This window comes from Cytobacillus stercorigallinarum, assembly GCF_014836495.1.
GTDB lineage: Bacteria > Bacillota > Bacilli > Bacillales > Cytobacillaceae > Cytobacillus > Cytobacillus stercorigallinarum.
On record NZ_JACSQT010000005.1, the window covers coordinates 94,122 to 117,033 of the forward strand.

A 22,912-nucleotide genomic window follows, 5' to 3' on the forward strand; every position below is an offset into this window, starting at 1 on the left:
TATGTTCATTTTTGTTAGGACGTACGACTTGTGTTTGCACGAAAAGTACTTGGAGAGCACTTCATTATTTGATTAAAGACTTTATTAAAATATTGTTGATTACGATAACCACATTCTTTCGCAATCATTTTAATTGGAAGATTTGTTTCCGTCAATTGCTGAGTCGCCTTTTTTATACGGCGCATCGTAACGATTTCCCTAAAAGATTGCTTATAATATTTCGTTAATAAGGAGCTAATATAGCTCGTATTACGATTAAATTTGGCAGCAATCATATCTAAACTCATCTCTTTCTCATGAAAATGTTCTTCAATATAATGATATATTTGCTTGGCTAACTTCTCAGACTTCGAGTCTAGTTGCATGTCTGTATCTATTAATCTAGCTATCAACTTGATCATTTCTTCAATTACTCGATAGATAAGAGGTGAGTAGAGAATCGTCTGGAATAATGCTTGATACTTTTCTTCCTTTTCTTTATCAATTAAATGCCTTGCAATCATGTATCGTCTAATTTGTGCCAAAATACTAGTTAATCTAATTCTAATTATAGCTGGATCAGGATAAGGGGACGTTAGGCTTAAAAATTGTTCATATAGCCATGTTTTGATTGCTTTTATATCCCCCCGCCGTAAATGATCAATCCAAAACTCTTGCTCTTTTGGTGTTAAAAAAGGGTCGATGCTCACCCATTCGTTGGCTGACCATGGAATAAGCTTATTTAAACCGGTGTAGAAGGAAAGCTCCATTCGTTGCTTAATCTTGCCGTATTGTGATTGCAGTAGACCTTTATCATTTGAATTTCCTTCGGCTAAAATGATTGCTTCATTTGATTCTTTCGCCCATCCACGAATAAAGGTATGGCATTTTCTTAAAAGATCTTGGTCATTCTCCTCTACAAGGCATAAAATCATCTCAGGTAAAAGAAATACTTTTCTGACATTCGCCCATGAATGACCGATTACATAGGTATATAACTTAAATATTTCATTTGGATGAACAGTTCTCATTCCTATAACCTTTACATGATGGGCTTGATCTGTTTGCAGAAAGGTTCGTTCTTCAGTATCGTCCTCGGCTATTTGTGCATGGTTAAGACTTTTTCTATGTATACGATAAAGCATTCTAAGTGATCGAAGCACATCCTCTGGAGACACAGGTTTTACTAATAAATCACTCACTCCTATTTCAATCGCTTTCTTTGCCTGATCAAAAGTAGGTTCAATCGTCATTGCTAATATTTTTATGTTAAAGATCGGGACAAGCTGTTTTAATTTCTTATACGCCCCTGAAGCAAACATTTCCATTTCCAACAATAAGAGATCCGGACTTTGTTTTTCAATGATTGTGAATACTTCATTTGTAGATGATCTTATTTCAATTTGCCAAGTAGGATAGACGGTTTTAATTAACCATTTTAATCCCTCTGCATCGTTGTGATCTCGATCAGCAATCAAAATCTTATACATGCCATCATCTCCTTTTTATTATGTTAGCTTAAAATGCAAAAGTAAACAATTTTGAAAAAAAGATAAAAATGAGACAAGTTCTGTTGTTCTCCCAGCATACATATGAAGTACAACCTAATAAATGAGGAGAGATAGAATGAAATTCCTAATTATTACAAAGCAAACGATGATCACTGTTTTATTAGTCATTGCCCTTATTGCATCTGCTTCTGTATGGCTTATATCAAAGAATGGGAGTTTAGCTGTATTCGGGGAGACGACAGAAACAACAAGGGAGATTGAAATGGTCACGACAGAATATAAAACAACAATGGAAAATGGACAAGAAATGGAAGTGTATCGCTGGGATCCAGGAACTGTATTTTTAGAGGTTGGAGAAAAAGTCAATTTAAATATACTAGGTGTGATGGGTAAGGAACATTCCTTTTATGTAGAGGGGACTGATATTAAAGGTGTGGTTCAAAAAGGAGAAGAAACCAAGGTCCCTCTCCAATTTGACGAAAAAGGTACCTATCAACTCATCTGCCATAACCATTCTCAAGCAGAAGATCATGGGAAAATGATCGCTTACATTGTTGTGCAATAATTGTATTTTTCTCGATGGATAAAAAATTCATTCACATACAAGCAAGAGACATGATGTTTCAAGTAACAAAAGCCAATGAATAATGACGCGAACAAACTTAACATTCGGTTGAGTTTGTTCGTACACCATTGTAGCCATTCAACTCTTCCTAGTCTCTCGGGAAGCTATAGCCTGCGCAAGAGGATCCCATTATTGTTACAGTTATGCTTTTTCAAGATGTGCCACAATAGTAATCTACTAGTTAAATAACGCTCTAACCTCAAAAGACACAATTAGATTATCGCAAAAGGAATTAATAAAAAAACTGCCGTAATCATACGACAGTCGGTTTCCTTTCTATATTATTATTTTGAAATAAACATTTGTGTCCAATAGTGACCGTAAGAGCCACCTTTAGCATAGCCAACACCGATCTCAGTGAACTGACTAGATAGGATATTTTTACGGTGTCCATCGCTGTTCATCCATGCTGTTACAACAGCTTGTGCACTTGTTTGGCCAGCTGCAATATTTTCCCCTGCTGCATTGTATGTTAGCCCAAAATCTTTTATCATTTGAAAAGGTGTGCCATATGTAGGAGATTGATGACTAAAGTAACGACGATCGATCATGTCTTGAGATTTAAAGCGTGCCACTCGCGCGAGCTCCCAATTTTCTTTTAATGGTTTTAAGCCCTCTTTAGCGCGCTCTTCGTTTACAAGCTGAACGACTTGTGATTCCATTGATAATGTAGCTTGAGCAGTAGAGGGAATTTGAACTGTTTGACCAGGGTAAATAAGGTTAGGATTACCGATTTGCTTATTAGCTTGAATAATCTCTAGCACCCCTACTTGATACTTCACCGCTATTTTCCACATTGTATCACCGGATTGCACTGTATGTACGGTTTGAGCACTTGCTATATTTTTTATTCCAAAGACAAGAGTGACAGTTAACAAAAATAATGATAAGTATTTAGTTATTTTTTTCATATTCATATTAAACCAAAATCTATTAAACTATTATAGCGGTAATTGTTGGCTACATTGGGTAAAAGAAGCTTAGTTAGTAAATGAAAGGGTATGCAGGAAAAAACATTACCATAAAAATTTTATTAAACAATGGTGTAGGGAATTTGCCTTTATTCTCGTCTATTCTTATGATAATGTAAGTTACTTGATAGAATCAGATGACAGCAATAGGAAAAATGATTATAATGGAGTAATGACATTAGAAACTGATAGAATAGAAAGGTATTGAGAGATGAACGAAATCAATATTAGTTTATTTAGAGGAATAAATGACCTAGGCTTTGAATATCCAGCTTTAAATCCAATGATTGTTTTTATTGCCGAATATACAGTGATTTTATTAGCCTTAATTACTTTGATGTATTGGTTTACACGTAAAACAAAAAATCGTTATATGGTGATGACGGCAGGATTTACATTTATTTTAGCTGAAATTATTGGTAAGTTCGTTGTTAGCAAACTTCACTTTAACTACCAACCTTTTGTTGAATTGGATAACGTCAATCAGCTAATAGAGAAAACGGCGAATAATTCTTTTCCAAGCGATCATACGATATTATTCTTTTCATTCTGTATCGTCTTTTGGCTATTTAATAAGAAAAATATATTGTGGCCCATTCTTGCTGTATTAGTAGGTATTTCACGAATATGGGTTGGTGTCCATTATCCATTTGATGTGATAACAGGAGCACTCATTGCCATCATTTGTGCGTTTATCATGTATAACCTCATAGGTAGAATGCAAATGTTCACGACATTATTGGAAGTTTACGAAAAAATAGAAGAAAAAGTATGGCCAAGAAAAACTAAAGGTAGACATTTAAATCGATAGAAGCGGGATGGATCTTTTTAGATCCATTCTTTTTTGGCTCTAAGTTAAAGGGAAAGCTAGATAGCATTTGCTCAATTATTTAGTGAAAATACCTAATGAAACAGTGGAAACGCCTTATAATTGGTATTCAATCACTTTTTCTTTTTGAGTAAGGCAACCGCTTTTGCTAGATCTTCATCTTCTTTCCTGAGTAACGGACAAAAACCCTCTGCTCTGCTTTCATCCGCGTCTTCTCTTCTGCATGAAGTGCCAACGCTTTGAACACCTGCTTCTTTATTAGCAATTCAAAGTCAGTAGATTGGTCAAAACCTCTAATCATTTTAATTTATGTACTTACTTCCCTCCAAAAAAAACAGACTGCCACCTAGCAGTCTGCCTACAACATTATTTCCACCAGTCGTCATGCATAGAGGCTGGCATTTGTCTTTTATGTTCTGTTATGATATACCTTTGCTCAATTTTCTTAGCAGCTTCGGCACTGACTTCTTTTCCTTCTAAATAGTCATCAAGCTCATCATAAGTAATCCCTAATTCTGTCTCATCAGCCTGTCCTGGTGATTGATCAAGTAGATCTGCTGTCGGTACTTTCATATAAATTCTCTCTTCTGCACCTAGCTCTTTTAGTAGGGCTTTACCTTGACGCTTGGATAAGCCTGCTAGTGGCAATAAGTCTGCTCCGCCATCACCGTACTTCGTATAAAATCCTGTAACTGCTTCTGCAGCGTGGTCCGTCCCAATCACTAAAAGACCCATTTCTCCACCGAAAATATATTGGGCAATCATACGTGTTCTTGCTTTCACATTCCCTTTATGGAAATCTTTTAGCTCAGCAATATCGGCCACATCATTATATACTTTTTGAATTTCATCGACTGGTGATTTCACATTATAAACATATGTTTCATCCGGTTGAATAAATTGCAATGCTCTTTGTGCGTCATCTTCATCATGTTGCTCTCCGTATGGTAATCGAATCGCCACGAACTTTGCTTCATATCCTTCCGTCCGTAATTCCTCTACTGCTATCTGTGCTAATCGTCCGGCTAGTGAAGAGTCTTGACCACCACTTATACCCAATACAAATCCTTTAGCATGAGCACCCTTGACATAACTTTTCAAAAAACTAATTCGTTCACTGATCTCCTCTTTTACATCAATGAATGATTTTACATGTAAAGCAGCGCGAATCTTATCTTGCATGGACATTATTACTCATCCTTTCATCAAGCGTCAGCATTTAGGCTATCTTTAATTTTTTTCTTAATTGAATCGATCAGTTCTATTTTGTTATTCCAGCAAATTGGGCTTAAGTCTACAGGATATTCTTCCGGATTTAATGACCTTCTATACTCATGCCATAATAGAGAAAGGTTTTCTTTCACGTATCCTTGTATCTCCTGTAGACTTGGCTTTTCGTATACTAATTGACCATTCGTAAAGATGTCCTGATGTAAGTCTTTCGCTTCGAAATTGGTGACAAATTTACTAATATAGGTGTGGACAGGGTGGAACATTTTTAAACGTTCTTCTTCTTTAGGATTTTCACTCTCAAGAGCGATATAATCACCCTCTGATTTGTGATTTTCCCTATTTATAATTCGATAAACACGTTTCAAACCAGGCGTTGTCACTTTTTCTGGATTCCCACTAATTTTAATTGTGTCATCCATTTCCCCTGCTTCATTTTCTATAGACACCATTTTATACACAGCACCAAGTGCAGGTTGGTCATAACCGGTAATCAGCTTTGTCCCAATACCCCAAGAATCAATTTTGGCACCTTGTGCTTTAAGATTCATAATTGTATATTCATCTAAATCATTAGAAGCAACAATTTTTGTGTTAGTAAATCCAGCTTCATCTAACATTTTTCTAGCTTCTTTAGATAAATAAGCCAAGTCCCCACTATCAATTCGAATACCGACAAAATTAATGCGATCACCTAACTCTTTTGCAACCTTAATAGCCGTTGGTACACCAGAACGAAGCGTATCGTATGTATCAACAAGGAAGGTACAATCTTTATGTGTTTCTGCATATTTGTGAAAAGCAATATATTCATTTTTATATGCTTGTACAAGCGAGTGAGCATGTGTACCTGCTACTGGTATATTAAACATTTTACCAGCACGTGTGTTAGACGTAGCACCAAACCCACCAATTATAGCCGCTCTTGCTCCCCAAACGCCGGCATCCATTTCTTGTGCTCTACGGGAGCCAAACTCCATTGCCACACCATCATCTAACACTTCCATAATACGGGCAGCTTTAGTAGCAATTAAAGTTTGGAAGTTGATAATGTTTAATAAAGCTGTTTCAATTAATTGCGCTTGAGCAAGTGGTGCTTCAATTCTTACAATTGGTTCGTTGGCAAAAACAAGCTCACCTTCAACCATTGAACGAATACTACCTGTAAAACGTAAATTCGCTAAATAATCAAGAAAAGCTTCAGGATAATGTAATTCATCTCGCAAATAAGCAATATCACTCTTAGAAAATTCGAATCCTTGCAGGTAATCAATGATGCGTTCAAGACCTGCAAACACACCATAGCCGTTTCCAAAAGGAAGCTTTCTAAAATAAATATCAAAAACCGCTTTTTTATCATGTATGCCATCTTGCCAATATGTTTGTGCCATATTAATTTGATATAAGTCTGTGTGTAATGCCATGCTGTCGTCTGGATATGGCTTGTTCATTCTATTTAATACCCCTTTTTCTTTATTTAACTACTGCATTCAGAGAACCAGTAAAATGATCGAGTGCCCATTTATGACCCATTTCATTAAAACTTGCTGTGGCTCTTTCATAAACAACAATTGAAAATCCTTTGTTATAAGCATCTACAGCCGTATGTAGTACACATATATCTGTACAAACGCCAACTAAATGCAATTCGCTAATGTTTCGTTCTCTTAATACAAGTTCTAAATTCGTTCCACAAAAAGCACTGTACCTTGTCTTATCTAACCACTTTACATGGCCTAAACCTTTATTTTCCTCGAAAACTTGTTTTAATTTACCATATAGCTCTCTACCCTCTGTCCCTTTTATATTATGAGGTGGATATAGCTTTGTTTCGGGATGAAAATGATCATCTTCTTCATGGCAATCAATAGCCATAACAGTTAAATCACCATTTTTAATAAAATCTTCTGTTATTCGTACAATCTCATCTTCAATAGCAATGGCCGGTTCTCCACAAGGTAATGCTCCGTTAACAAAATCATTGGTATAATCAATATTAATCAAAGCCCTAGCCAAAAGTATCTCCCCCATTATCTTTCTTAATATCGTCCTGTATATATAGGTTTCACTACTTCTACTTCATTAAACCTATATAATTGCGTTGCTTTTTTTGACGTTCTTTGCGTCGTTTTCCCCTCAACCTTTTCTATAAAAGGAAGGGATTTAATTTTCCTAGCAAATGCTTGTTCATTTAGTATAGCGGGATCTTTTGTTACTGTTGATAATACGGCTTGTAATTCTGAGTATGTAAATTCATCTTGTAATAAATTCTTTGCTGCTGTCGTTTGTAACAGCTCACTTTTGATTACGCTCAGGGCATCATAAATAATTTGCCGATGATCAAATGCAAGCTCTAATTGCAGGACGTCATTAATATTCACTAATTTAACGTCAGATGCGTCATCATTTGCTTTTATTTGCCTTAAGTCATCTTCAGAGATAATCGCATAATGGGCATTTGATATAATCCAACCTCTATCATCTCGACCCGGTTCATCATATATGCCAAAATGCTTCATATGCACACAATCAATCCCGGTTTCCTCTTTTAATTCCCTAACAGCTGCCTGCAAGGCATTTTCATGAACGCCAACAAAGCCTCCCGGCAGCGCCCACTTCCCTCCCTCTGTATTTAACTCTCCTTCTGCATTCCATTTAGCTCTCTCAATTAACAAAAGGTTTAAGCTCATAACTGGCGGAGTAAATGGTTTGGATTCCTCTGTAACAATGGTAAAAACAGCAATATCTGCTGTATAGCCATCTGGTGTACGATATTTTTTAGTCATAAGGTAATTGCCCCACCACCATTACATTAATTAACAACTTGATAATTGTTAATTATATTTTACCCTACTTTAAAGAAACTTCAACTCTAATGTTTCATTTGATTGCAGGAGTTTCTTTTTTCCTCAAGAATATATCACAAAAAGAATAATACTTTATTTTGAAAGGAAAGAACACATGATTAAAAACATCTCTAATCATATTCAAACAATACGTTCCTTAACAATCCAATCACTCGAGAAATTAAATCCTGCATTCATTTCTACAATCCCAAAAGGATTCAATAATCATATTCATTGGAACTTTGGACATATCGCTTACATACAGGAAAGACTTGTATTTGAACCTTCAGGAGAGAAGATGGGGATTTCAAGTGAATACGAAACATTTTTTGCTGCAGGTACTGCTCCACATCTCTGGCAAGGGAATCCACCAGCTATTTTAAAAATCAAAACTGTATTACAAGAGCAGCCGCAGAGAATCATTTCCGTTGCCGAAAACAGATTTACTGATTCCTTGCCATCCCCATTCACAAATAAAATGGGAATTACTTTTCATACAGTTGGCGAATGTATCCTTTTCTCTATTTTTCATGAAGGGATGCATTTAGAAACCATTAAAAGAATTGAGAAAGCACGACAAATAAGTAAACCAAACACAAAACATAGTTGACATAAAAATACCGTCACACTATAATGTAAACTATATTATACATACGGTTAACATTATGGATGAGGTGAAAGAATTGACGAAAGAACAATTACGATTAAGGTCGCTCCTTACGACAGCATTATTCGCAGCTATTATTGGAATTATGGCACAATTAATTATCCCACTACCTCTCGTCCCAATTACTGGACAAACATTAGCAATTGGATTAGCTGCCGTGATTTTAGGATCGAAATACGGCACTTTTTCCATCCTCTTATATTTAGCATTAGGATGTGCTGGGGTGCCTGTGTTTGCAGAGTTTTCTGCAGGATTCTCAGTAATTGTAGGACCGACAGGTGGCTATTTAATTAGCTATATACCAGTTGTATGGCTGATGGGAAAATACCTAGAGAAAACAAAATTCACATTTGCCCATGCGCTTACAGCCAATCTCATAGGCATGTTTATTACCTTAATTATTGGAACCGCGTGGTTAAAGTGGTTGACTGAATTAAGTTGGAGCGCAGCATTTTTGGCAGGATTCGCTCCATTTATTATCGGTGGTTTGATTAAAGCGATAATGGCCGCATGGATTGGATTAATCGTTAGAAAACGATTAATTAGTGCTCGATTGCTTTTTACGAATCAGTTATCAACTAAACCAGTTGATAAAAGCGCCTCTTAATGATAAAGTTTGGATGCTTTTAAAATAAAGTAATGCGCATACATCTTTATTGTGTGCGCATTTTACTATTTCCCTCAATTATACACATTGGATTTGAGCACCGACATCGGTCTTAATCACACTTCATACTCCCAAATTTACTTCTTTCACTATGATTATTGCCGTCTCTCTTTAGCTAAAAAATTTTTTTGTTTTTAAATGGCCACAAATAGCATTCAGAACAACTGGTGTACCAATTACTGCAGGAATAAAGTAATAGCTAAGGCGATAAAACATTAAAATCATAAATGTTAATTCTGCTGGTATACCGTGCGATTCAAACCCGATTAGAATAACTAAATCAAACGAACCAATTCCGCCAGGTAACATACTTATTATGCCAGCACAAGCAGCCACAATGACAATTGGGAAAACAGAAAATAAAGAAAAATTCACACCGACTATATTTAAAATACCCCAAATACAAATAACGACAAATATCCATTCAAACACTGAGATCATTAATAGTTCCGTTATAAACTCCCTTTTGATGGGCAAACTTTGTAGTTTTCGTTTAATAAAATAGACGAAAAGCAATAGAGGGGTATAAATTGCAACAATCCAAATAGCAAGATGCGCTAATCTTACCTCTGAGAAAAGTTCAGAACCATTAATTAACACAATCCAAGACAAGATTGATAAACCACAAAGATAAAATAATGACAGCTTGGCGATTACCTTAATATAAGGAATATTATTGTCTAAGTAGGGACGGTAATAAACCGTTCTTAATGTTGCACCTGCTACTCCACCAAACCCAATTAAGTTAGAGTAAGCATTTGCAGATAACGAATACCCTAGCAATTTATGCATCGGAATTTTAACTTGCAGTAAGCGATTTAAAATAACATCATAAAAAAACATTGGTGATAAACAAATGAATCCTAAAATAATAATGAAAAAAATTCGCCAAAATGAAAGCTCATCTAAGTAATGCTCAAGCAATGCCCAGTTGAAATCTTTAAAAAATTTATTTGCTTCCATTATTACAATAAGCAAAATGATGCATGGGATAACATATTTTATTACTTGAATTAATTTTTGATTAGAAAATATTGACACGATGATTCACCTTATTCACTACTTTTACAATCATTTTCATTCCCCTTTTGTTTCCATCCTATTAATATGTATTCCATACTTGTCCATAAATGAACAATCGATTTATGGCAACATTTTTAATCCTAACATGAAAAAGGCAATGCCTCCTATATAAGTGACAAATAAATATATAAAAGCCATCTTTTGTTTCTTCATCATTAATTCCACCATTTCTAACTGAACAGATGAAAAAGTCGTAAATGCCCCCAGTAAACCAACTGCAAGTAAAGCTGATACATTTTCCCAATTTAGAAAATGAACAACAATCCCCATCAAGAAGCAACCAAGTAAATTAACGATAACCGTTCCATATGGAAAGAGTGAATTCGTTATCCTATTGATCAACGTTGATAAGTAGAAACGGGCTATGGCACCAAAAAATCCACCTATCATCACATAAAGTATTTCAGTCATGCTCCCCTCACCTCTTTACGGTTACCCAAAACCATACCAAGATAGACCATTACTAATCCTAGTGCGATATTACAAAAAATATAAATAAAACCTTGAATGAAATATCCACTTTCAACTAATAAGACTGTATCCGCACTCACAGTTGATAATGTGGTAAATGAGCCAATTACCCCTACAGTGATTGCTTGTTTAAGTTTAGGATCAATAGGCAATGTGATGGTTGATAAATAACCTAGAACAAAGGCACCAAACACATTGATTATTAAAATATCTACAGGAAACGCACTTTGCCAAAACTGGCCAATGACCATTATAATAGCAAACCTCATGCCCGCACCGATTATCCCGCCAATTCCAATGTATAGATACTTCATCCTTGACCTCCTGCTCCTAAAAATTGTTCATGCATACTATCGATTATATGTGCCAAGCTAACAGTGTAAGAAAAAAAAGAAAGGGTGTTAAAAAATGAAAGGTACAATCATTGCAGTTGCTCTTTCAGGCTCTCTCCTATTAACAGCTTGTGGCATGAATAATGGGCAAGAAGTGAACGACACTGCTAATAGAGCACCAGATATGCATGACCCCGCAAAGGTTGGATATGACAGAAATGGCGACAATGATAGACCAAGTATTGACCACAATATTCATACTCGTAATGTCGATTATGATGGAACACAACAATCAATGAGATTCGCTGATAAAACCGCTGATAATATTACACAAATGGACGAAGTAAAAAGAGCAAGAGTTTTACTCACTGGCGACAATGCCTATGTAGCAGCAACCTTAGCGAATGGTAAGGAATTAACACAAGATTTAGAAAGTAAAATTGCTGATCAAGTAAAATCATCTGACCAGAACATTGATGATGTTTATGTATCAGTAAATCCTGATTTCTACAACCGTGTGGACACATATGCAAAAGATGTTCGCGACGGAAAACCAATTGAAGGTTTCTTCGATGAATTTAGTGAAACAGTGAAACGAATCTTCCCTGATCATGAATAATGGTCATTCTATGGTCTGATAGGAAAGTATCCCTATCAGACCTATTTAAACAAAACTTATATTACCTAAAAATATTCTGTAAAGCCATTAAAGTAACAGGCTTGATTATACCAATCATCATCATTTAAATAAGAATCTTATACATAATTATTAAGTTCAATTCTTTGCTCAATAGTCCCGTCCTGCTCCATCCTCAATGCAATGATTATTTCTTTCTTATCTATTTTTTTGCATACGAAAAAGCTGTCAGTTCTTCTGACAGCTTTTCAGCTTACACTTCTTTAAAATAGTCTTTATAAAATCCACTAACTTTACCAGAATTGTCAATGATGAAGAAAAACTCTTCTGTTTCATTTTTCACATCATAGATTTTCCCTTCAGTTAAAGCACGATTAACAATATATTTCGCTGCATTCGTATGTACACATTTTACCTTTTTTAATGTATCACTTTCATGCCAAGTTTGATGAATCATATTTTGCCACTCCTTATGTGTTCTCTTATACAGTGTAAAAAAATAAAATGTGTTCTGCAAGCTGTATTGTGATTTTTTTCTAGATGTGATGATATATACTCATTTGAAATGTGTGTTTATAGAAATACTTTTTGCAAAAAAGATATTTTTTCCTTTTCAAAAGTATACATTTCACTTGTGAAGAAATCTTTAAATGTTACATATAGTATATCACAAATATAATCGATTCTAACCATTTCCAAGTGTTGATAATGTTGCTTATCATAAACAATCTCAAAGAAGCATGTTTTCGTCAATTGTTTCATTTAGACGACCTTCTTTCATCTTTGGTGACATTGTTATATACCCCCAAAGTAGCTTATAGTAAACTTCTTTGTTTAATTCACAACTCCGAGCTTTTTTATTTCATCTTTTAAGTGCTGAACATATTTATAACTGAGTCTCCCTTCAGCTGCCCGCAAAATTTCCCTCGCATAAAAGAGTGGCGGAGCAGACTGGGGATTCTTATCATAAACATGGAAGGTTAATACATCTTTATATATCGTCCCATCGATTGTCACATTAACAAAAGTCGGTCGATAATGACCAACAGTAACGCCTTCTCTTTTAAATAAATAATCCATTGCTTCGATCGGTAATTGATAAACAATGCCTTCTGTCTCACCAGAACCCTCAACAATGTCCGCGCGATTCCCATCAGGTGCATAGAAATAATAGCCCATTTGATAGCCTTGTAACATCCCTACACCGACGACATCCTCAAAAAAATGGTCAACTCCAGCTTTCATAAATCTTTCAGTATCCATACAAGAGCCATAAGCAAAATAGTAAAAAGTCTTTGGGGCATTCCTTTGCAGATTGTATAACTTCCAATCTGAAGCTTTAATTACTTCTTGCTGTAGAGTTTTATCGAGGGATACAAAAATAAGCCCTTGTTGCTCGCCTTGATCCGTATGTACGAGCACTTTTTTCCTTACAGATAAAGAATGCTTGTCATTTTCTTTATAGCCTTTTAAAACATCGATCGTTTCTAATTGTTCAGTACTGACAGCGTATAATTCACCATATACTCTTTCAGATGGTTTCTCTGACAATTCGACTGTTGGATAACCCTCACTCGTCTCAACCATGACCCCATTTATCCAAGCTTGTTCAGCAATTAAAGGACATTTAGTTAAATAATGATGATGATTCTCATTTTTTCGTAATGTGCCATATACAAAGAGGTGAATCGTTGCCATACACATAAGTGCTCTCCTTTATTGTCACTATAGTAATATATTTATTCTTTCTCCCCCTACAATATTCAACAATTCGAAAGTGATTCCCTCTATCTTTACAAATTTTTACCATATTTTTACCTTAACTACATATCCTATCACCTGAATCCGATTAAACCTCTAGGAAGTTTGGTGGAATAAAAAGCAAGGCAAACAATTTGCCTCGCCTCTTGCTCATTCCTTTTCTTTACTCTCTACATTTTTATTTCATCTTGTCTTTTCACTCATAATTTCTGAGCAGTAATCGCTTGAATCGCTTGTTCCTTTAATTTGAATTTTTGTATTTTACCAGAAGCAGTCATTGGGTATTCTTTCGTAAAAGTAATATGTTTAGGTATTTTATGCTTCGATATTTTGTCTTTACAATATTCTTTAATTTCGTCAGCGGTAATGTTAACCTGATCTTTTAATATAATCCATGCCATTACCTCTTCACCGTAAACCTCATCAGGAACACCTACAACTTGAACATCTAAAATGTCAGGATGGCTATAGAGAAATTCCTCAATTTCTCTAGGATATACGTTTTCCCCACCTCTTATAATCATATCTTTCAGACGACCTGTTATTTTACAATAACCATTTTCATCCATAATAGCTAAATCTCCGGTGTGCAACCAACCCTCTTTGTCGATAGCTTGTTCTGTCGCTTCAGGATTGTTATAATAACCTTTCATCACATGATATCCCCTTGTGCAAAGTTCCCCTTGAGTACCTAATGCCACTTCATTTGATGTCCCGGGTTCAACAATTTTCACTTCTACCTCTGGTAACGCTCGGCCAACTGATTCCACACGTAAATGAATGGGATCATCCGTGCGTGTTTGAGTAATAACTGGTGAAGATTCCGTTTGTCCATAACAAATCGTTATCTCTTCAATACCCATTTTTTCAATGACCGCTTTCATTACTTCTATCGGACAATTGGAACCCGCCATTACACCTGTTCGCAATGTTTGCAAATTATATTTGCTAAATTGTTTGCTATTGATTTCCGCAATAAACATCGTTGGTACGCCATGAAGTGCTGTACACTTTTCTTGTTCAACCGTTTGTAATACAGTATCAGGATGAAATTCTTGTACAGGTATCATCGTTGCCCCAACTGACACACAAGCTAAGGTGCCAATAACACAACCAAAGCAATGGAAGAATGGTACAGGAATACATAATCGATCATCCTTTGTGAGCTTCATACAAGCGGCAATATTTAATGCGTTATTTACGACATTACTATGTGTAAGCATAACCCCTTTCGGAAACCCTGTTGTACCTGAAGTATACTGCATGTTAATGACATCATCTGGATGTAGCGAACGCAAACGTTCATTTAAGATCTCATCACTAACCCCTTCACCAAGAGTTACAATATCTTCCCAACTATAAGTGCCCGCAAAGCGCTTCTCTCCCAACACGATGACATTTTTCAGAAAGGGAAGCTTGCTACATTTTAACTGCCCAGGCTGGGATGTTTTTAATTCTGGTGCTATTTTATAGAGAATATCTATGTATGATTGGTCACGGTATTTTTCCATCAAAATAATGGTGGTGGCATCAGATTGTTGTAATAAATATTCAAGTTCAGCGGCTTGATAATTCGTATTGACAGTAACCAATACGGATCCGATTTTACCTGTGGCAAATTGAGCACTCACCCATTCAGGCGTATTAGAAGCCCAAATCGCTACATGTTCTCCTTTTTCTAAGCCGAGTTTCATGAAACCTTTAGCAACTGTACGGCAATACTCATTAAAACTATGATATGTGTACCTCAAATCTCTATCTGCATAGACTAACGCTTCATGATTAGGATTCTCTTCTGCTCTTTTTTCTAATAAATCACCAATCGTAATATTTAATAATTCAGTCAAGTTTTTTCCTCCTCAGAAAATTTTGAAATTAAAACGCTTTCATATATTATTATGTAAAATTCGAATGTAATATTTTTAGTCATAATCATTTAAAGTCAAGTAAGGTAAGCCTACCAGGTTTCTAAACAGACAAATTCCGATCATTCTTGATGTTCAACACCTAAAAACACCTTTAAATTTTTCATCTAATAAAAATTAAAAAGTTCGAATATTTATATATTCGAACCTTCTCGTATGATTTCCTTTATTTTTTTCTTACCATTATATAAAAGGTTGTGCTTTTTCTTTGAAATTGATGTTGAATAATAAAACCGAGTTTTTCATAAAGATGGATGGCTCGTTTATTAAACGAAGCGACTGTTAACCTTATTGGAGTGTTTGGAAAAAGCCTTTCTATTTCCATGAGAATGCTGGTTAAAAAACTTTTTCCCCCTCCCTTTCCTGTTAAATCTGGCCTCATCCCTAGGCCAATATCAATGTATTCATCTATATATAGAAGACAGTTATTCACCGGCACTCTTGCTGATTCACCGTAACAAAAAAAACCAATCATTTCTGCTTGTTTATATATACAGAAGTAGTTTCCCGTTAGCCATTCTTGTTTACGATCTTCAGTTTGAGCGTGATTATAAAAATCATAAGGAGGTGGATAGGTCCAGGAACTGAGGATTTCAGCATCGTCTTCTTTTACTTTATTAAACGTGGTGGTTTCCATATCACTTCCCCCCGTCTCTCGTCCTTAAACTAATCTCAATTCATATACAAGTTCTTCTTGGCGGGTGTCATCAAACCATTCTTTGCCTAATAAAGTAAACCCTAGTTTTTCTACGATTTTTATGGATGCTTCGTTTTTAGGATCACATGAGGCTTGAATGTATTTTACTTTTTTATGTCTTTTTGCTAATTTGATACATGCTGTGATGGCTTCTGTGGCATAGCCTTTATGCCAATAAGATTTTCTAAAATGGGCAATTAATTCAATTCGTTTCACTGAGGCATCAATATTAAATCCAGCTGCTCCAATGACTTCATTGTTTTTCTTATCTTTTAAAATATATACTGAGAGGCCGTATTCTTTATGACAGTCTTCATACCATTTGACGATTTTAGGAATTTTGACAGAAGCAACTGCTCCTCCACTTCTGGCCATCACTTCCTGACTACCCCAAATTTCATTCATTTGTTTAATGTACGCTTTTTCAAATACAAAGAATGTCATTCGTTTCGTTTCATTTATTTGCATGTCACACCCCTCTTTCTATAATGAATGATAAGAAGAGCCAAAGAGTTGTATTGTTTTCTCATTCTTCAAAAAAGGTTGTAATGTAATATAAACGGGACGGTTTTTGCAAGCATGTTTTTCATTATATGCGTCAAACTTAAAGGATACATCTGCAATCATTACATTTGTCCCTTGTTGTTTCCCTTGAAACAACTCACACCATTCCTCAGCTGTTTCTTCAGGTGATTCTACATGATACACAATGTCCTTTACTTTCGTATGAATAAGTTGTTGATCTATCATACCTAATGTCTTGAATTCTTCATATCTCGTATGATCATCTTGTTCCCATTGAATGAAAAAAGGAAAAGGCACTTTGCGTTTTGCTTGTAAAAATAGCATCTTCCATCTAATCAGTTGCCCATCTGACCTCATCCGTTCACCAGGAAAGATCGGATAGGTTTTATATCCCTTTTCATTCAATTCTTGCTTTAAAACCTCAATATTTTCTGTGCGAAAACATACTTGGCCTAAGCCCTCAAATGTAGCTAAATCCTGCACTGCTTGTTGTATTAAGGGGTTTTCTGATTGCACAGCAGTCGCTTTATTTTCTATAGCTAAAAATTCTATGTAAGATGAGTTTAAGTACAATAAACTATTATATGTTCCCCATTTTTCATGTCTGCCACCTTTTACCGCTTTTATATTCATAACAGATAAATGATCGACAATCTCTTGAGGGCTTCGATTAATAAAATGAACGATATGATCCAGTTTCATAAAGGATCCCCCTTTCATCAAAAGAAAATATATCCAAATTTACTCTAGATAAGATTAGTTTACCATAACTTTTCTACTTATCTATGAAAGTTTTCTTACTCGACTATTACTTCTCAAATAAATTGTTTGTTCTTTATAGACATTTTACATTTCCTTAACAATTAAAAATTTTATTCATTTTTCCTTTTCAAAACAGGGGATAACGTTTACAATAAATAAAAGAATATTCAATCCTTTACCTAGGAGGTATGTATCAAATGAAGATAATGAGTAATGAACAGTTGGTCGTCTCGTATCGTGATGCATTAAAGTCAGGTTCAGAAAAGGAATGGATTCGAATACTTAAAGCTGAAATTCAAAAACGGGGATTAAAACCATTTAAAGAGTAAAGCATAAGGCGAGCAATTATTTGCTCGCCTTTTTTATTTTGACTTTTCAGTAATGTGGAAGATATCCATCCATATTTTATCGTTGCTTTATTTCCTTTGTCGTTTGAATTTCATTATTTTGTAGTATTTGTTTATAGTCCATATCAGAAATAACACCCAGCTTTTTGAACAGTACGGAATATTTCAAAATCCTATTTTTCCTACCTCTCATGGTCATCACTCCTGTTTTTCTATCATAATATGCATATTATTAATAAAGTTTCCTTAATGCAACATTTTTACATTCGTAAAATTATTTTTATCAAGTGCATAAACTTTACTATTCCCTAAAAGGTTTGAAATTATGATTAATAGGGGACGACTAAAAAGCCTGAGGAATGCAACAATAAAAAGTGTGGGACGCTTGTTGATGATACAAATGTAAAAATATAGGGTGTTTAATCAATGGTTTAACTATCAAAGAAGATTGGCCTACTCGATTTTTCCTGGCCCTTTATCGCTACAGTTTTGAGTCATGTCCAAGTGTTGATGACATACTTCTTCAAAGGCATGCCATTCTCTCGAAGTTCAAATGAAGGCTCCAACTATGAGTGCGACTCACAAAAAAGCGAGGAAGTGAACAATAAATCGCTTCACTTCCTCGCTATAAAACCTTTTGAGTATTCGTTTATTTTATATTAAGCTTCAAATAATAAAGACTCAGGGTCTTCAATTAATTCTTTAACACGTTTAAGGAATGTTACTGCTTCTTTACCATCAACAATACGGTGGTCATAAGAGAGTGCAACATACATCATTGGGCGGTTTTCCATTCTTTCAGCATCAATAGCAACTGGACGAGTTTGAATTGAATGCATCCCTAAGATACCTACTTGTGGTCCATTAAGAATTGGCGTTGATAATAATGAACCAAACACACCACCATTAGTGATTGTGAATGTTCCACCTTGTAAATCAGAAATCGCTAGTTTATTATCTCTTGCTTTTTTACCAAGACCCATAATATCTTTTTCAATTTCTGCAAAGTTTTTACGATCAGCATCTCTTACAACTGGAACAACTAAACCTTCATCTGTTGAAACAGCGATACCGATGTCATAGAATTTTTTAAGAACTAGTTGATCGCCATCGATTTCAGCGTTTAATAACGGGCTACGTTTAAGTGCAGCAACTACCGCTTTTGTGAAGAAAGACATAAACCCAAGTTTAACATCATTTTCTTCTTGGAATTTATCTTTACGTTTTTTACGTAAGTTCATCACATTTGTCATATCAATTTCATTGAATGTTGTTAACATAGCAGATGTTTGTTGAACTTCTACGAGTCTTTTCGCAATCGTTTGACGACGACGGCTCATACGGATGCGTTCTACTGGTTTTTCACTATTTGCCTCAGCTGCTGCTGGCTTAGAAGCTGGTTTCGCTGCAGCTTGTGGCTGCGCCGCTGGTTTCGCTTGGTTTGGATCGTAGTTCGCAACATCTTGTGAACGCACTCTTCCCATTGGATCTGTTGTTGGAACTTCACTTAAATCGATTCCTTTTTCACGAGCCATTTTTCTAGCTGCCGGTGAAGCAATTGTGCGCTGTTTATTTTCTTCAGCTGGTATAGAATCAGCTGGTTTCGCTTCTTCTTTAACTTCTTGTGGTGCTTCCTCTTTTTTCTCTTCCGCTTTAGGAGCAGGAGCTTCTCCACCTTCACTTACTACCGCAATGGTATCCCCTACATTGACAGTGTCGCCTTCTTCTGCTTTCAATTCTGCCAGTACACCACTATATTCAGAAATGATTTCAACATTTACTTTGTCTGTTTCAAGCTCAACAACATAATCACCTTTGTTGATTGTATCACCAGGTTGTTTAAGCCACTGAGCGACTGTACCTTCTGTAATTGATTCTGCTAATTCAGGAACTTTAATTTCTGCCACAATAATTTCCTCCTTATTACTTACGTGTTAAAGATTCTTCAATAATTCTCTGCTGCTCTTTTTTATGCACGACTGGATCGCCTTCTGCTGTGCTTGAGCGGCGGCGTCTACCGATATAATTTACCTCTACTCCGTCAGGGGCAATATGTTTTAACCTAGGTTCAACAAAATTCCATGCGCCCATATTCTTCGGTTCCTCTTGCACCCAGATCATTTCTTCAAGATTTGGATAACGTTTTACTACTTCCGTAATGTCAGCAAATGGGAACGGATAAATTTCTTCTACACGTACAATATGGAACCATTCTTTATCTTCAATATCTTTTAATTTATCTTCTAAATCAATAGCCATTTTTCCTGAGGTGAAAACAATTCTCTTCACAAGATCTTTTTTCTCACCAAGACCGGATTGCTCAAGAATCGAGTTAAACTGCCCTTCTGATAAATCTTTAGCAGTTGCAGCAACTGTAGGGTTCCGTAAAAGACTCTTAGGTGACATGATCACCAATGGTCTTACTTCTTCCTTATTTAAAATCGCTGCTTGTCTTCTTAAAATATGGAAGTATTGCGCTGCTGAAGAAAGATTAGCTACAGTCCAGTTATTTTCAGCTGCCAGTTGCAAGAATCTTTCTAATCTTGCACTTGAATGCTCTGGTCCTTGTCCTTCATATCCATGCGGAAGAAGCATTACTAAACCAGATTTTTGACCCCATTTCGCGCGACCAGCAGAAATGAATTGATCAAACATCACTTGTGCAGAGTTCGCAAAGTCACCGAACTGCGCCTCCCAAAGAACTAATGTTTCTGGAGCTGACACATTATAACCATATTCAAACCCAAGTACAGCCATTTCTGATAACGGGCTATTATGAACAGCAAATGAAGCTTTAGCTGTTGAGATTTGATGTATCGGTGAGAACGATTTACCTGTTACTTCATCATGTAACATAATATTTCTATGGGCAAATGTTCCACGCTCTGAATCTTGACCCGTAAGTCTCACAGGTGTACCATCTGAAATAATTGAAGCAAATGCTAATGTTTCAGCATGACCCCAATCAATTTTTCCTACTTCTTCTAGTCCATTTTTACGACGTTGTAAAATTTTACTTAGCTTTCTAAAGACTTTATATTCTTCCGGCCATTTTAGAAGCTCTTCATTCAATTGTTGTAAAGATTCTAATGGCACAGCTGTTTGAAGACTAGGTATACCATTTTCCACTGTCTCAGGTGGATTTAATTCTGTTGCATCTTCTTGTTTATCTGGCACTTTATCGTAAGCTTGCTGAAGTTTTTCTACTACTTCAGTTTGAATAGTAGTAACCTCTTCTTCTGATAAGTACTGATCTTTTTTCAATTTCTCGCCATACAGTTCTTTGATCGTAGGTCTTTTATGAATAATATTATACATCGCTGGATTCGTTGTCATCGGCTCGTCCATTTCATTGTGACCAAAGCGACGATACCCAATTAAGTCAATTAAGAAATCTTTATGGAATTTATCTCTATATTCAATCGCTAATTTAGCGGCATTAATAACGGCTTCCGGATCATCTGCATTTACATGCACGATCGGTACCTCATAACCTTTTGCTAAATCACTTGCATATCTAGTCGATCTAGAATCATAAGATTCTGTTGTAAAGCCAATTGTGTTATTAGCAATAATATGGATGGAACCACCTGTATTATAGCCATTTAATTGACCAAGATTTAATGTTTCAGCGACAACACCTTGTCCTGGGAAAGCAGCGTCTCCGTGAATAATGATGGAAAGTGCTTCGTCGTAATTAACTTCCGGGAAACCAAAAGAAGTACGTTTATCTTGTGCCGCTCTTGTATACCCTTCAACTACCGGGCCAACGAATTCTAAATGACTTGGATTGTTAGCAAGTGTCAATTTCGCAACTGTCGTATTTTCAGCCTTGATTTGTTTGTCTAATCCAAGATGATATTTTACATCACCTGTCCAACCATAGCTGATGCCAATGGAACCTTCTGATGGGACAAGATCTTTGTTTGGCGCATGCTGAAACTCCGCGAATATCATCTCATAAGGTTTACCAAGTACATGAGCAAGCACATTTAAACGTCCGCGGTGTGCCATTCCAATATTTATTGTTTTTGTTCCATTCGCAACTGAACCTGATACAATTTCATCTAACATTGGTACCATTGTATCTAAACCTTCAATGGAGAAGCGTTTTTGACCAACGAAAGTACGGTGTAAGAATTTTTCAAACTCCTCTACCTCTGTTAATCTTTTGTACACTTTCGATTTTTCAGGTTTTTGTAGGTTAAGTTTAAGGCTATTTGTTTCAACCTTGCGACGTAGCCAATCTTTTTCTTCTAAGTTATCAACATGTGTAAATTCAAATGCTAATGTTCCCATATAAGCATTCTTTAAGTATTCCAATGCTTCTAATCCATCTCTTAACGGAATATTCGCATCTGTACAAATAAGATGAGCTGGTATTGCACGTAAATCTGCTTCTGTTAATCCATAATTACTTAAATCAAAAATAGCAACATTCTTTTCTTCCCTATTACTTAGGGGATAAATATCAGCAGCTTTATGTCCGTTTGAACGAATAAAATCGGCAAGACGAATAGCTGACAAAGTTTTTTCAATTTGTTCTGGGCTTACGCCAGTGCTTTCTGCTCCTGTACTTACAGGAGCTACCCCTGTTTGTTGCAACGGTGAACCATTAACCTCAAAATACTCTCTCATTTCTTGGTCAACTGATTCTGGATTTTCTGAATACATCTCATAAAGCTCGATTACATAGCCAAGGTTAGGACCATAAAAACTTTCTAAAGGCCCACTACCCTCTGAAGGCTTCTTCATGGAAAATTACCTCCACAACTCTTTTTTAAATATATTTGGATAATTTATTTCCGTCCTATATCCATACTAGGATAGTAACAATATTATTTCGTATATTAAAATTCCGAATAATGTTAATTTCCAGAGGACGAAATGTTTCCTAAGCCATTTTACCACGTTAAAGGCGTATATACAAAGGGAAAAAAGAGAAAATCACAAAAATACAGCTAATATTTTTTGAAAAAATACTTATATTAAAAAAGTGAATTAATTTTATTTCCTATTTCACGCCTATTAGTGTAATAAATTGGCC

Annotated in this window: 25 protein-coding genes; 6 read left to right on the top strand and 19 right to left on the bottom strand. The window is 35.7% G+C overall.

Annotated features, from left to right (window positions below; genetic code table 11):
* Positions 1-14: 14 nt before the first annotated feature.
* Positions 15-1,469, bottom strand: a complete 1,455-nt coding sequence (locus tag H9655_RS11875) for a helix-turn-helix domain-containing protein (protein ID WP_191814194.1) — start codon at positions 1,467-1,469, stop codon at positions 15-17.
* Positions 1,470-1,605: 136 nt separating this feature from the next.
* On the opposite strand from H9655_RS11875, the gene H9655_RS11880 reads away from it, so the two are divergent.
* Positions 1,606-2,055: a cupredoxin domain-containing protein gene (locus H9655_RS11880; protein ID WP_191814196.1), complete on the top strand. Its 450-nt coding sequence runs from the start codon at positions 1,606-1,608 to the stop codon at positions 2,053-2,055.
* 344 nt (positions 2,056-2,399) lie between these two features.
* Here the strand turns inward: H9655_RS11880 and safA are convergent, their stop codons facing one another.
* Positions 2,400-3,026, bottom strand: coding sequence for a SafA/ExsA family spore coat assembly protein (gene safA / locus H9655_RS11885; RefSeq protein WP_191814198.1), 627 nt, complete (start codon positions 3,024-3,026; stop codon positions 2,400-2,402).
* 271 nt (positions 3,027-3,297) lie between these two features.
* Between safA and H9655_RS11890 the strand changes: the two genes are divergently transcribed.
* On the top strand, positions 3,298-3,897 hold the full coding sequence (locus H9655_RS11890; RefSeq protein ID WP_191814200.1) for an undecaprenyl-diphosphatase: 600 nt from the start codon (positions 3,298-3,300) through the stop codon (positions 3,895-3,897).
* Positions 3,898-4,063: 166 nt separating this feature from the next.
* Here the strand turns inward: H9655_RS11890 and H9655_RS22440 are convergent, their stop codons facing one another.
* The 5 genes from H9655_RS22440 to H9655_RS11910 form a co-directional block, all read right to left on the bottom strand.
* The gene (locus H9655_RS22440; protein ID WP_225230601.1) at positions 4,064-4,216 is read right to left on the bottom strand and encodes a hypothetical protein; all 153 of its coding nucleotides are present in this window, start codon (positions 4,214-4,216) and stop codon (positions 4,064-4,066) included.
* A 65-nt stretch (positions 4,217-4,281) separates the two neighbouring features.
* Positions 4,282-5,103, bottom strand: a complete 822-nt coding sequence (gene nadE, locus H9655_RS11895) for an ammonia-dependent NAD(+) synthetase (RefSeq protein ID WP_191814203.1) — start codon at positions 5,101-5,103, stop codon at positions 4,282-4,284.
* Positions 5,104-5,120: 17 nt separating this feature from the next.
* On the bottom strand, positions 5,121-6,596 hold the full coding sequence (locus H9655_RS11900) for a nicotinate phosphoribosyltransferase (RefSeq protein ID WP_191814205.1): 1,476 nt from the start codon (positions 6,594-6,596) through the stop codon (positions 5,121-5,123).
* Between the two features lie 22 nt (positions 6,597-6,618).
* On the bottom strand, positions 6,619-7,161 hold the full coding sequence (locus tag H9655_RS11905; protein WP_318245479.1) for a cysteine hydrolase family protein: 543 nt from the start codon (positions 7,159-7,161) through the stop codon (positions 6,619-6,621).
* A 23-nt stretch (positions 7,162-7,184) separates the two neighbouring features.
* Complete coding sequence (locus tag H9655_RS11910; protein ID WP_191814209.1) at positions 7,185-7,931, bottom strand: NUDIX domain-containing protein; 747 nt, start codon at positions 7,929-7,931, stop codon at positions 7,185-7,187.
* 175 nt (positions 7,932-8,106) lie between these two features.
* Here H9655_RS11910 and H9655_RS11915 point away from each other — a divergent pair, with 175 nt between their 5' ends.
* Both H9655_RS11915 and H9655_RS11920 read left to right on the top strand, forming a co-directional pair.
* Positions 8,107-8,601: a DinB family protein gene (locus H9655_RS11915; RefSeq protein ID WP_191814211.1), complete on the top strand. Its 495-nt coding sequence runs from the start codon at positions 8,107-8,109 to the stop codon at positions 8,599-8,601.
* 73 nt (positions 8,602-8,674) lie between these two features.
* The gene (locus H9655_RS11920) at positions 8,675-9,265 is read left to right on the top strand and encodes a biotin transporter BioY (protein ID WP_191814213.1); all 591 of its coding nucleotides are present in this window, start codon (positions 8,675-8,677) and stop codon (positions 9,263-9,265) included.
* A 171-nt stretch (positions 9,266-9,436) separates the two neighbouring features.
* Here the strand turns inward: H9655_RS11920 and H9655_RS11925 are convergent, their stop codons facing one another.
* The 3 genes from H9655_RS11925 to crcB (H9655_RS11935) form a co-directional block, all read right to left on the bottom strand.
* A complete protein-coding gene (locus H9655_RS11925; protein ID WP_191814215.1) occupies positions 9,437-10,366 on the bottom strand; it encodes a lysylphosphatidylglycerol synthase domain-containing protein in 930 nt (309 codons plus the stop codon).
* A gap of 102 nt (positions 10,367-10,468) precedes the next feature.
* Complete coding sequence (crcB, locus tag H9655_RS11930; protein ID WP_191814217.1) at positions 10,469-10,819, bottom strand: fluoride efflux transporter CrcB; 351 nt, start codon at positions 10,817-10,819, stop codon at positions 10,469-10,471.
* Entirely contained in the window at positions 10,816-11,193 is a 378-nt protein-coding gene (gene crcB, locus H9655_RS11935) for a fluoride efflux transporter CrcB (RefSeq protein ID WP_191814219.1), read from the bottom strand. The genes crcB (H9655_RS11930) and crcB (H9655_RS11935) overlap by 4 nt, the downstream gene beginning before the upstream one ends.
* A gap of 94 nt (positions 11,194-11,287) precedes the next feature.
* Between crcB (H9655_RS11935) and H9655_RS11940 the strand changes: the two genes are divergently transcribed.
* Positions 11,288-11,830: a YhcN/YlaJ family sporulation lipoprotein gene (locus H9655_RS11940; RefSeq protein WP_191814221.1), complete on the top strand. Its 543-nt coding sequence runs from the start codon at positions 11,288-11,290 to the stop codon at positions 11,828-11,830.
* Between the two features lie 271 nt (positions 11,831-12,101).
* On the opposite strand, the gene H9655_RS11945 is transcribed toward H9655_RS11940, so the two are convergent.
* The 7 genes from H9655_RS11945 to H9655_RS11975 form a co-directional block, all read right to left on the bottom strand.
* Positions 12,102-12,305 (bottom strand): DUF6501 family protein, encoded by a 204-nt coding sequence (locus H9655_RS11945; RefSeq protein ID WP_191814223.1) that lies wholly within the window; start codon positions 12,303-12,305, stop codon positions 12,102-12,104.
* 116 nt (positions 12,306-12,421) lie between these two features.
* Positions 12,422-12,610: a hypothetical protein gene (locus H9655_RS11950; protein ID WP_191814225.1), complete on the bottom strand. Its 189-nt coding sequence runs from the start codon at positions 12,608-12,610 to the stop codon at positions 12,422-12,424.
* 72 nt (positions 12,611-12,682) lie between these two features.
* Complete coding sequence (locus H9655_RS11955; RefSeq protein ID WP_191814227.1) at positions 12,683-13,546, bottom strand: gamma-glutamylcyclotransferase; 864 nt, start codon at positions 13,544-13,546, stop codon at positions 12,683-12,685.
* A gap of 263 nt (positions 13,547-13,809) precedes the next feature.
* Positions 13,810-15,456 (bottom strand): AMP-binding protein, encoded by a 1,647-nt coding sequence (locus H9655_RS11960; RefSeq protein ID WP_191814229.1) that lies wholly within the window; start codon positions 15,454-15,456, stop codon positions 13,810-13,812.
* A 244-nt stretch (positions 15,457-15,700) separates the two neighbouring features.
* Complete coding sequence (locus H9655_RS11965) at positions 15,701-16,171, bottom strand: GNAT family N-acetyltransferase (protein ID WP_191814231.1); 471 nt, start codon at positions 16,169-16,171, stop codon at positions 15,701-15,703.
* A gap of 24 nt (positions 16,172-16,195) precedes the next feature.
* A complete protein-coding gene (locus H9655_RS11970; protein ID WP_191814233.1) occupies positions 16,196-16,699 on the bottom strand; it encodes a GNAT family N-acetyltransferase in 504 nt (167 codons plus the stop codon).
* 15 nt (positions 16,700-16,714) lie between these two features.
* A complete protein-coding gene (locus H9655_RS11975) occupies positions 16,715-17,458 on the bottom strand; it encodes a VOC family protein (protein WP_191814235.1) in 744 nt (247 codons plus the stop codon).
* Positions 17,459-17,715: 257 nt separating this feature from the next.
* Here H9655_RS11975 and sda point away from each other — a divergent pair, with 257 nt between their 5' ends.
* Positions 17,716-17,847, top strand: coding sequence for a sporulation histidine kinase inhibitor Sda (sda, locus tag H9655_RS11980; RefSeq protein ID WP_191814237.1), 132 nt, complete (start codon positions 17,716-17,718; stop codon positions 17,845-17,847).
* 677 nt (positions 17,848-18,524) lie between these two features.
* On the opposite strand, the gene odhB is transcribed toward sda, so the two are convergent.
* On the bottom strand, positions 18,525-19,772 hold the full coding sequence (gene odhB / locus H9655_RS11985; RefSeq protein ID WP_191814239.1) for a 2-oxoglutarate dehydrogenase complex dihydrolipoyllysine-residue succinyltransferase: 1,248 nt from the start codon (positions 19,770-19,772) through the stop codon (positions 18,525-18,527).
* Positions 19,773-19,788: 16 nt separating this feature from the next.
* Positions 19,789-22,620 carry a 2-oxoglutarate dehydrogenase E1 component gene (locus H9655_RS11990; protein WP_191814241.1) on the bottom strand — a complete coding sequence of 944 codons (2,832 nt, stop codon included), beginning with the start codon at positions 22,618-22,620 and terminating at the stop codon, positions 19,789-19,791.
* Between the last annotated feature and the right edge of the window lie 292 nt (positions 22,621-22,912).

Excerpts from the sequence above, each read along its gene's own strand:
- H9655_RS11915 (WP_191814211.1), top strand. The coding sequence starts at position 8,107 with ATGATTAAAAACATCTCTAATCATATTCAAACAATACGTTCCTTAACA.
- H9655_RS11910 (WP_191814209.1), bottom strand. The coding sequence starts at position 7,931 with ATGACTAAAAAATATCGTACACCAGATGGCTATACAGCAGATATTGCT.
- H9655_RS11970 (WP_191814233.1), bottom strand. The coding sequence starts at position 16,699 with ATGCAAATAAATGAAACGAAACGAATGACATTCTTTGTATTTGAAAAA.
- crcB (WP_191814219.1), bottom strand. The coding sequence starts at position 11,193 with ATGAAGTATCTATACATTGGAATTGGCGGGATAATCGGTGCGGGCATG.
- H9655_RS11890 (WP_191814200.1), top strand. The coding sequence starts at position 3,298 with ATGAACGAAATCAATATTAGTTTATTTAGAGGAATAAATGACCTAGGC.
- H9655_RS11900 (WP_191814205.1), bottom strand. The coding sequence starts at position 6,596 with ATGAACAAGCCATATCCAGACGACAGCATGGCATTACACACAGACTTA.
- H9655_RS11990 (WP_191814241.1), bottom strand. The coding sequence starts at position 22,620 with ATGAAGAAGCCTTCAGAGGGTAGTGGGCCTTTAGAAAGTTTTTATGGT.
- sda (WP_191814237.1), top strand. The coding sequence starts at position 17,716 with ATGAAGATAATGAGTAATGAACAGTTGGTCGTCTCGTATCGTGATGCA.
- H9655_RS11875 (WP_191814194.1), bottom strand. The coding sequence starts at position 1,469 with ATGTATAAGATTTTGATTGCTGATCGAGATCACAACGATGCAGAGGGA.
- H9655_RS11975 (WP_191814235.1), bottom strand. The coding sequence starts at position 17,458 with ATGAAACTGGATCATATCGTTCATTTTATTAATCGAAGCCCTCAAGAG.
- H9655_RS11940 (WP_191814221.1), top strand. The coding sequence starts at position 11,288 with ATGAAAGGTACAATCATTGCAGTTGCTCTTTCAGGCTCTCTCCTATTA.
- safA (WP_191814198.1), bottom strand. The coding sequence starts at position 3,026 with ATGAAAAAAATAACTAAATACTTATCATTATTTTTGTTAACTGTCACT.
- H9655_RS11945 (WP_191814223.1), bottom strand. The coding sequence starts at position 12,305 with ATGATTCATCAAACTTGGCATGAAAGTGATACATTAAAAAAGGTAAAA.
- H9655_RS22440 (WP_225230601.1), bottom strand. The coding sequence starts at position 4,216 with ATGATTAGAGGTTTTGACCAATCTACTGACTTTGAATTGCTAATAAAG.
- H9655_RS11880 (WP_191814196.1), top strand. The coding sequence starts at position 1,606 with ATGAAATTCCTAATTATTACAAAGCAAACGATGATCACTGTTTTATTA.
- H9655_RS11950 (WP_191814225.1), bottom strand. The coding sequence starts at position 12,610 with ATGAAACAATTGACGAAAACATGCTTCTTTGAGATTGTTTATGATAAG.
- nadE (WP_191814203.1), bottom strand. The coding sequence starts at position 5,103 with ATGTCCATGCAAGATAAGATTCGCGCTGCTTTACATGTAAAATCATTC.
- crcB (WP_191814217.1), bottom strand. The coding sequence starts at position 10,819 with ATGACTGAAATACTTTATGTGATGATAGGTGGATTTTTTGGTGCCATA.
- H9655_RS11955 (WP_191814227.1), bottom strand. The coding sequence starts at position 13,546 with ATGGCAACGATTCACCTCTTTGTATATGGCACATTACGAAAAAATGAG.
- H9655_RS11965 (WP_191814231.1), bottom strand. The coding sequence starts at position 16,171 with ATGGAAACCACCACGTTTAATAAAGTAAAAGAAGACGATGCTGAAATC.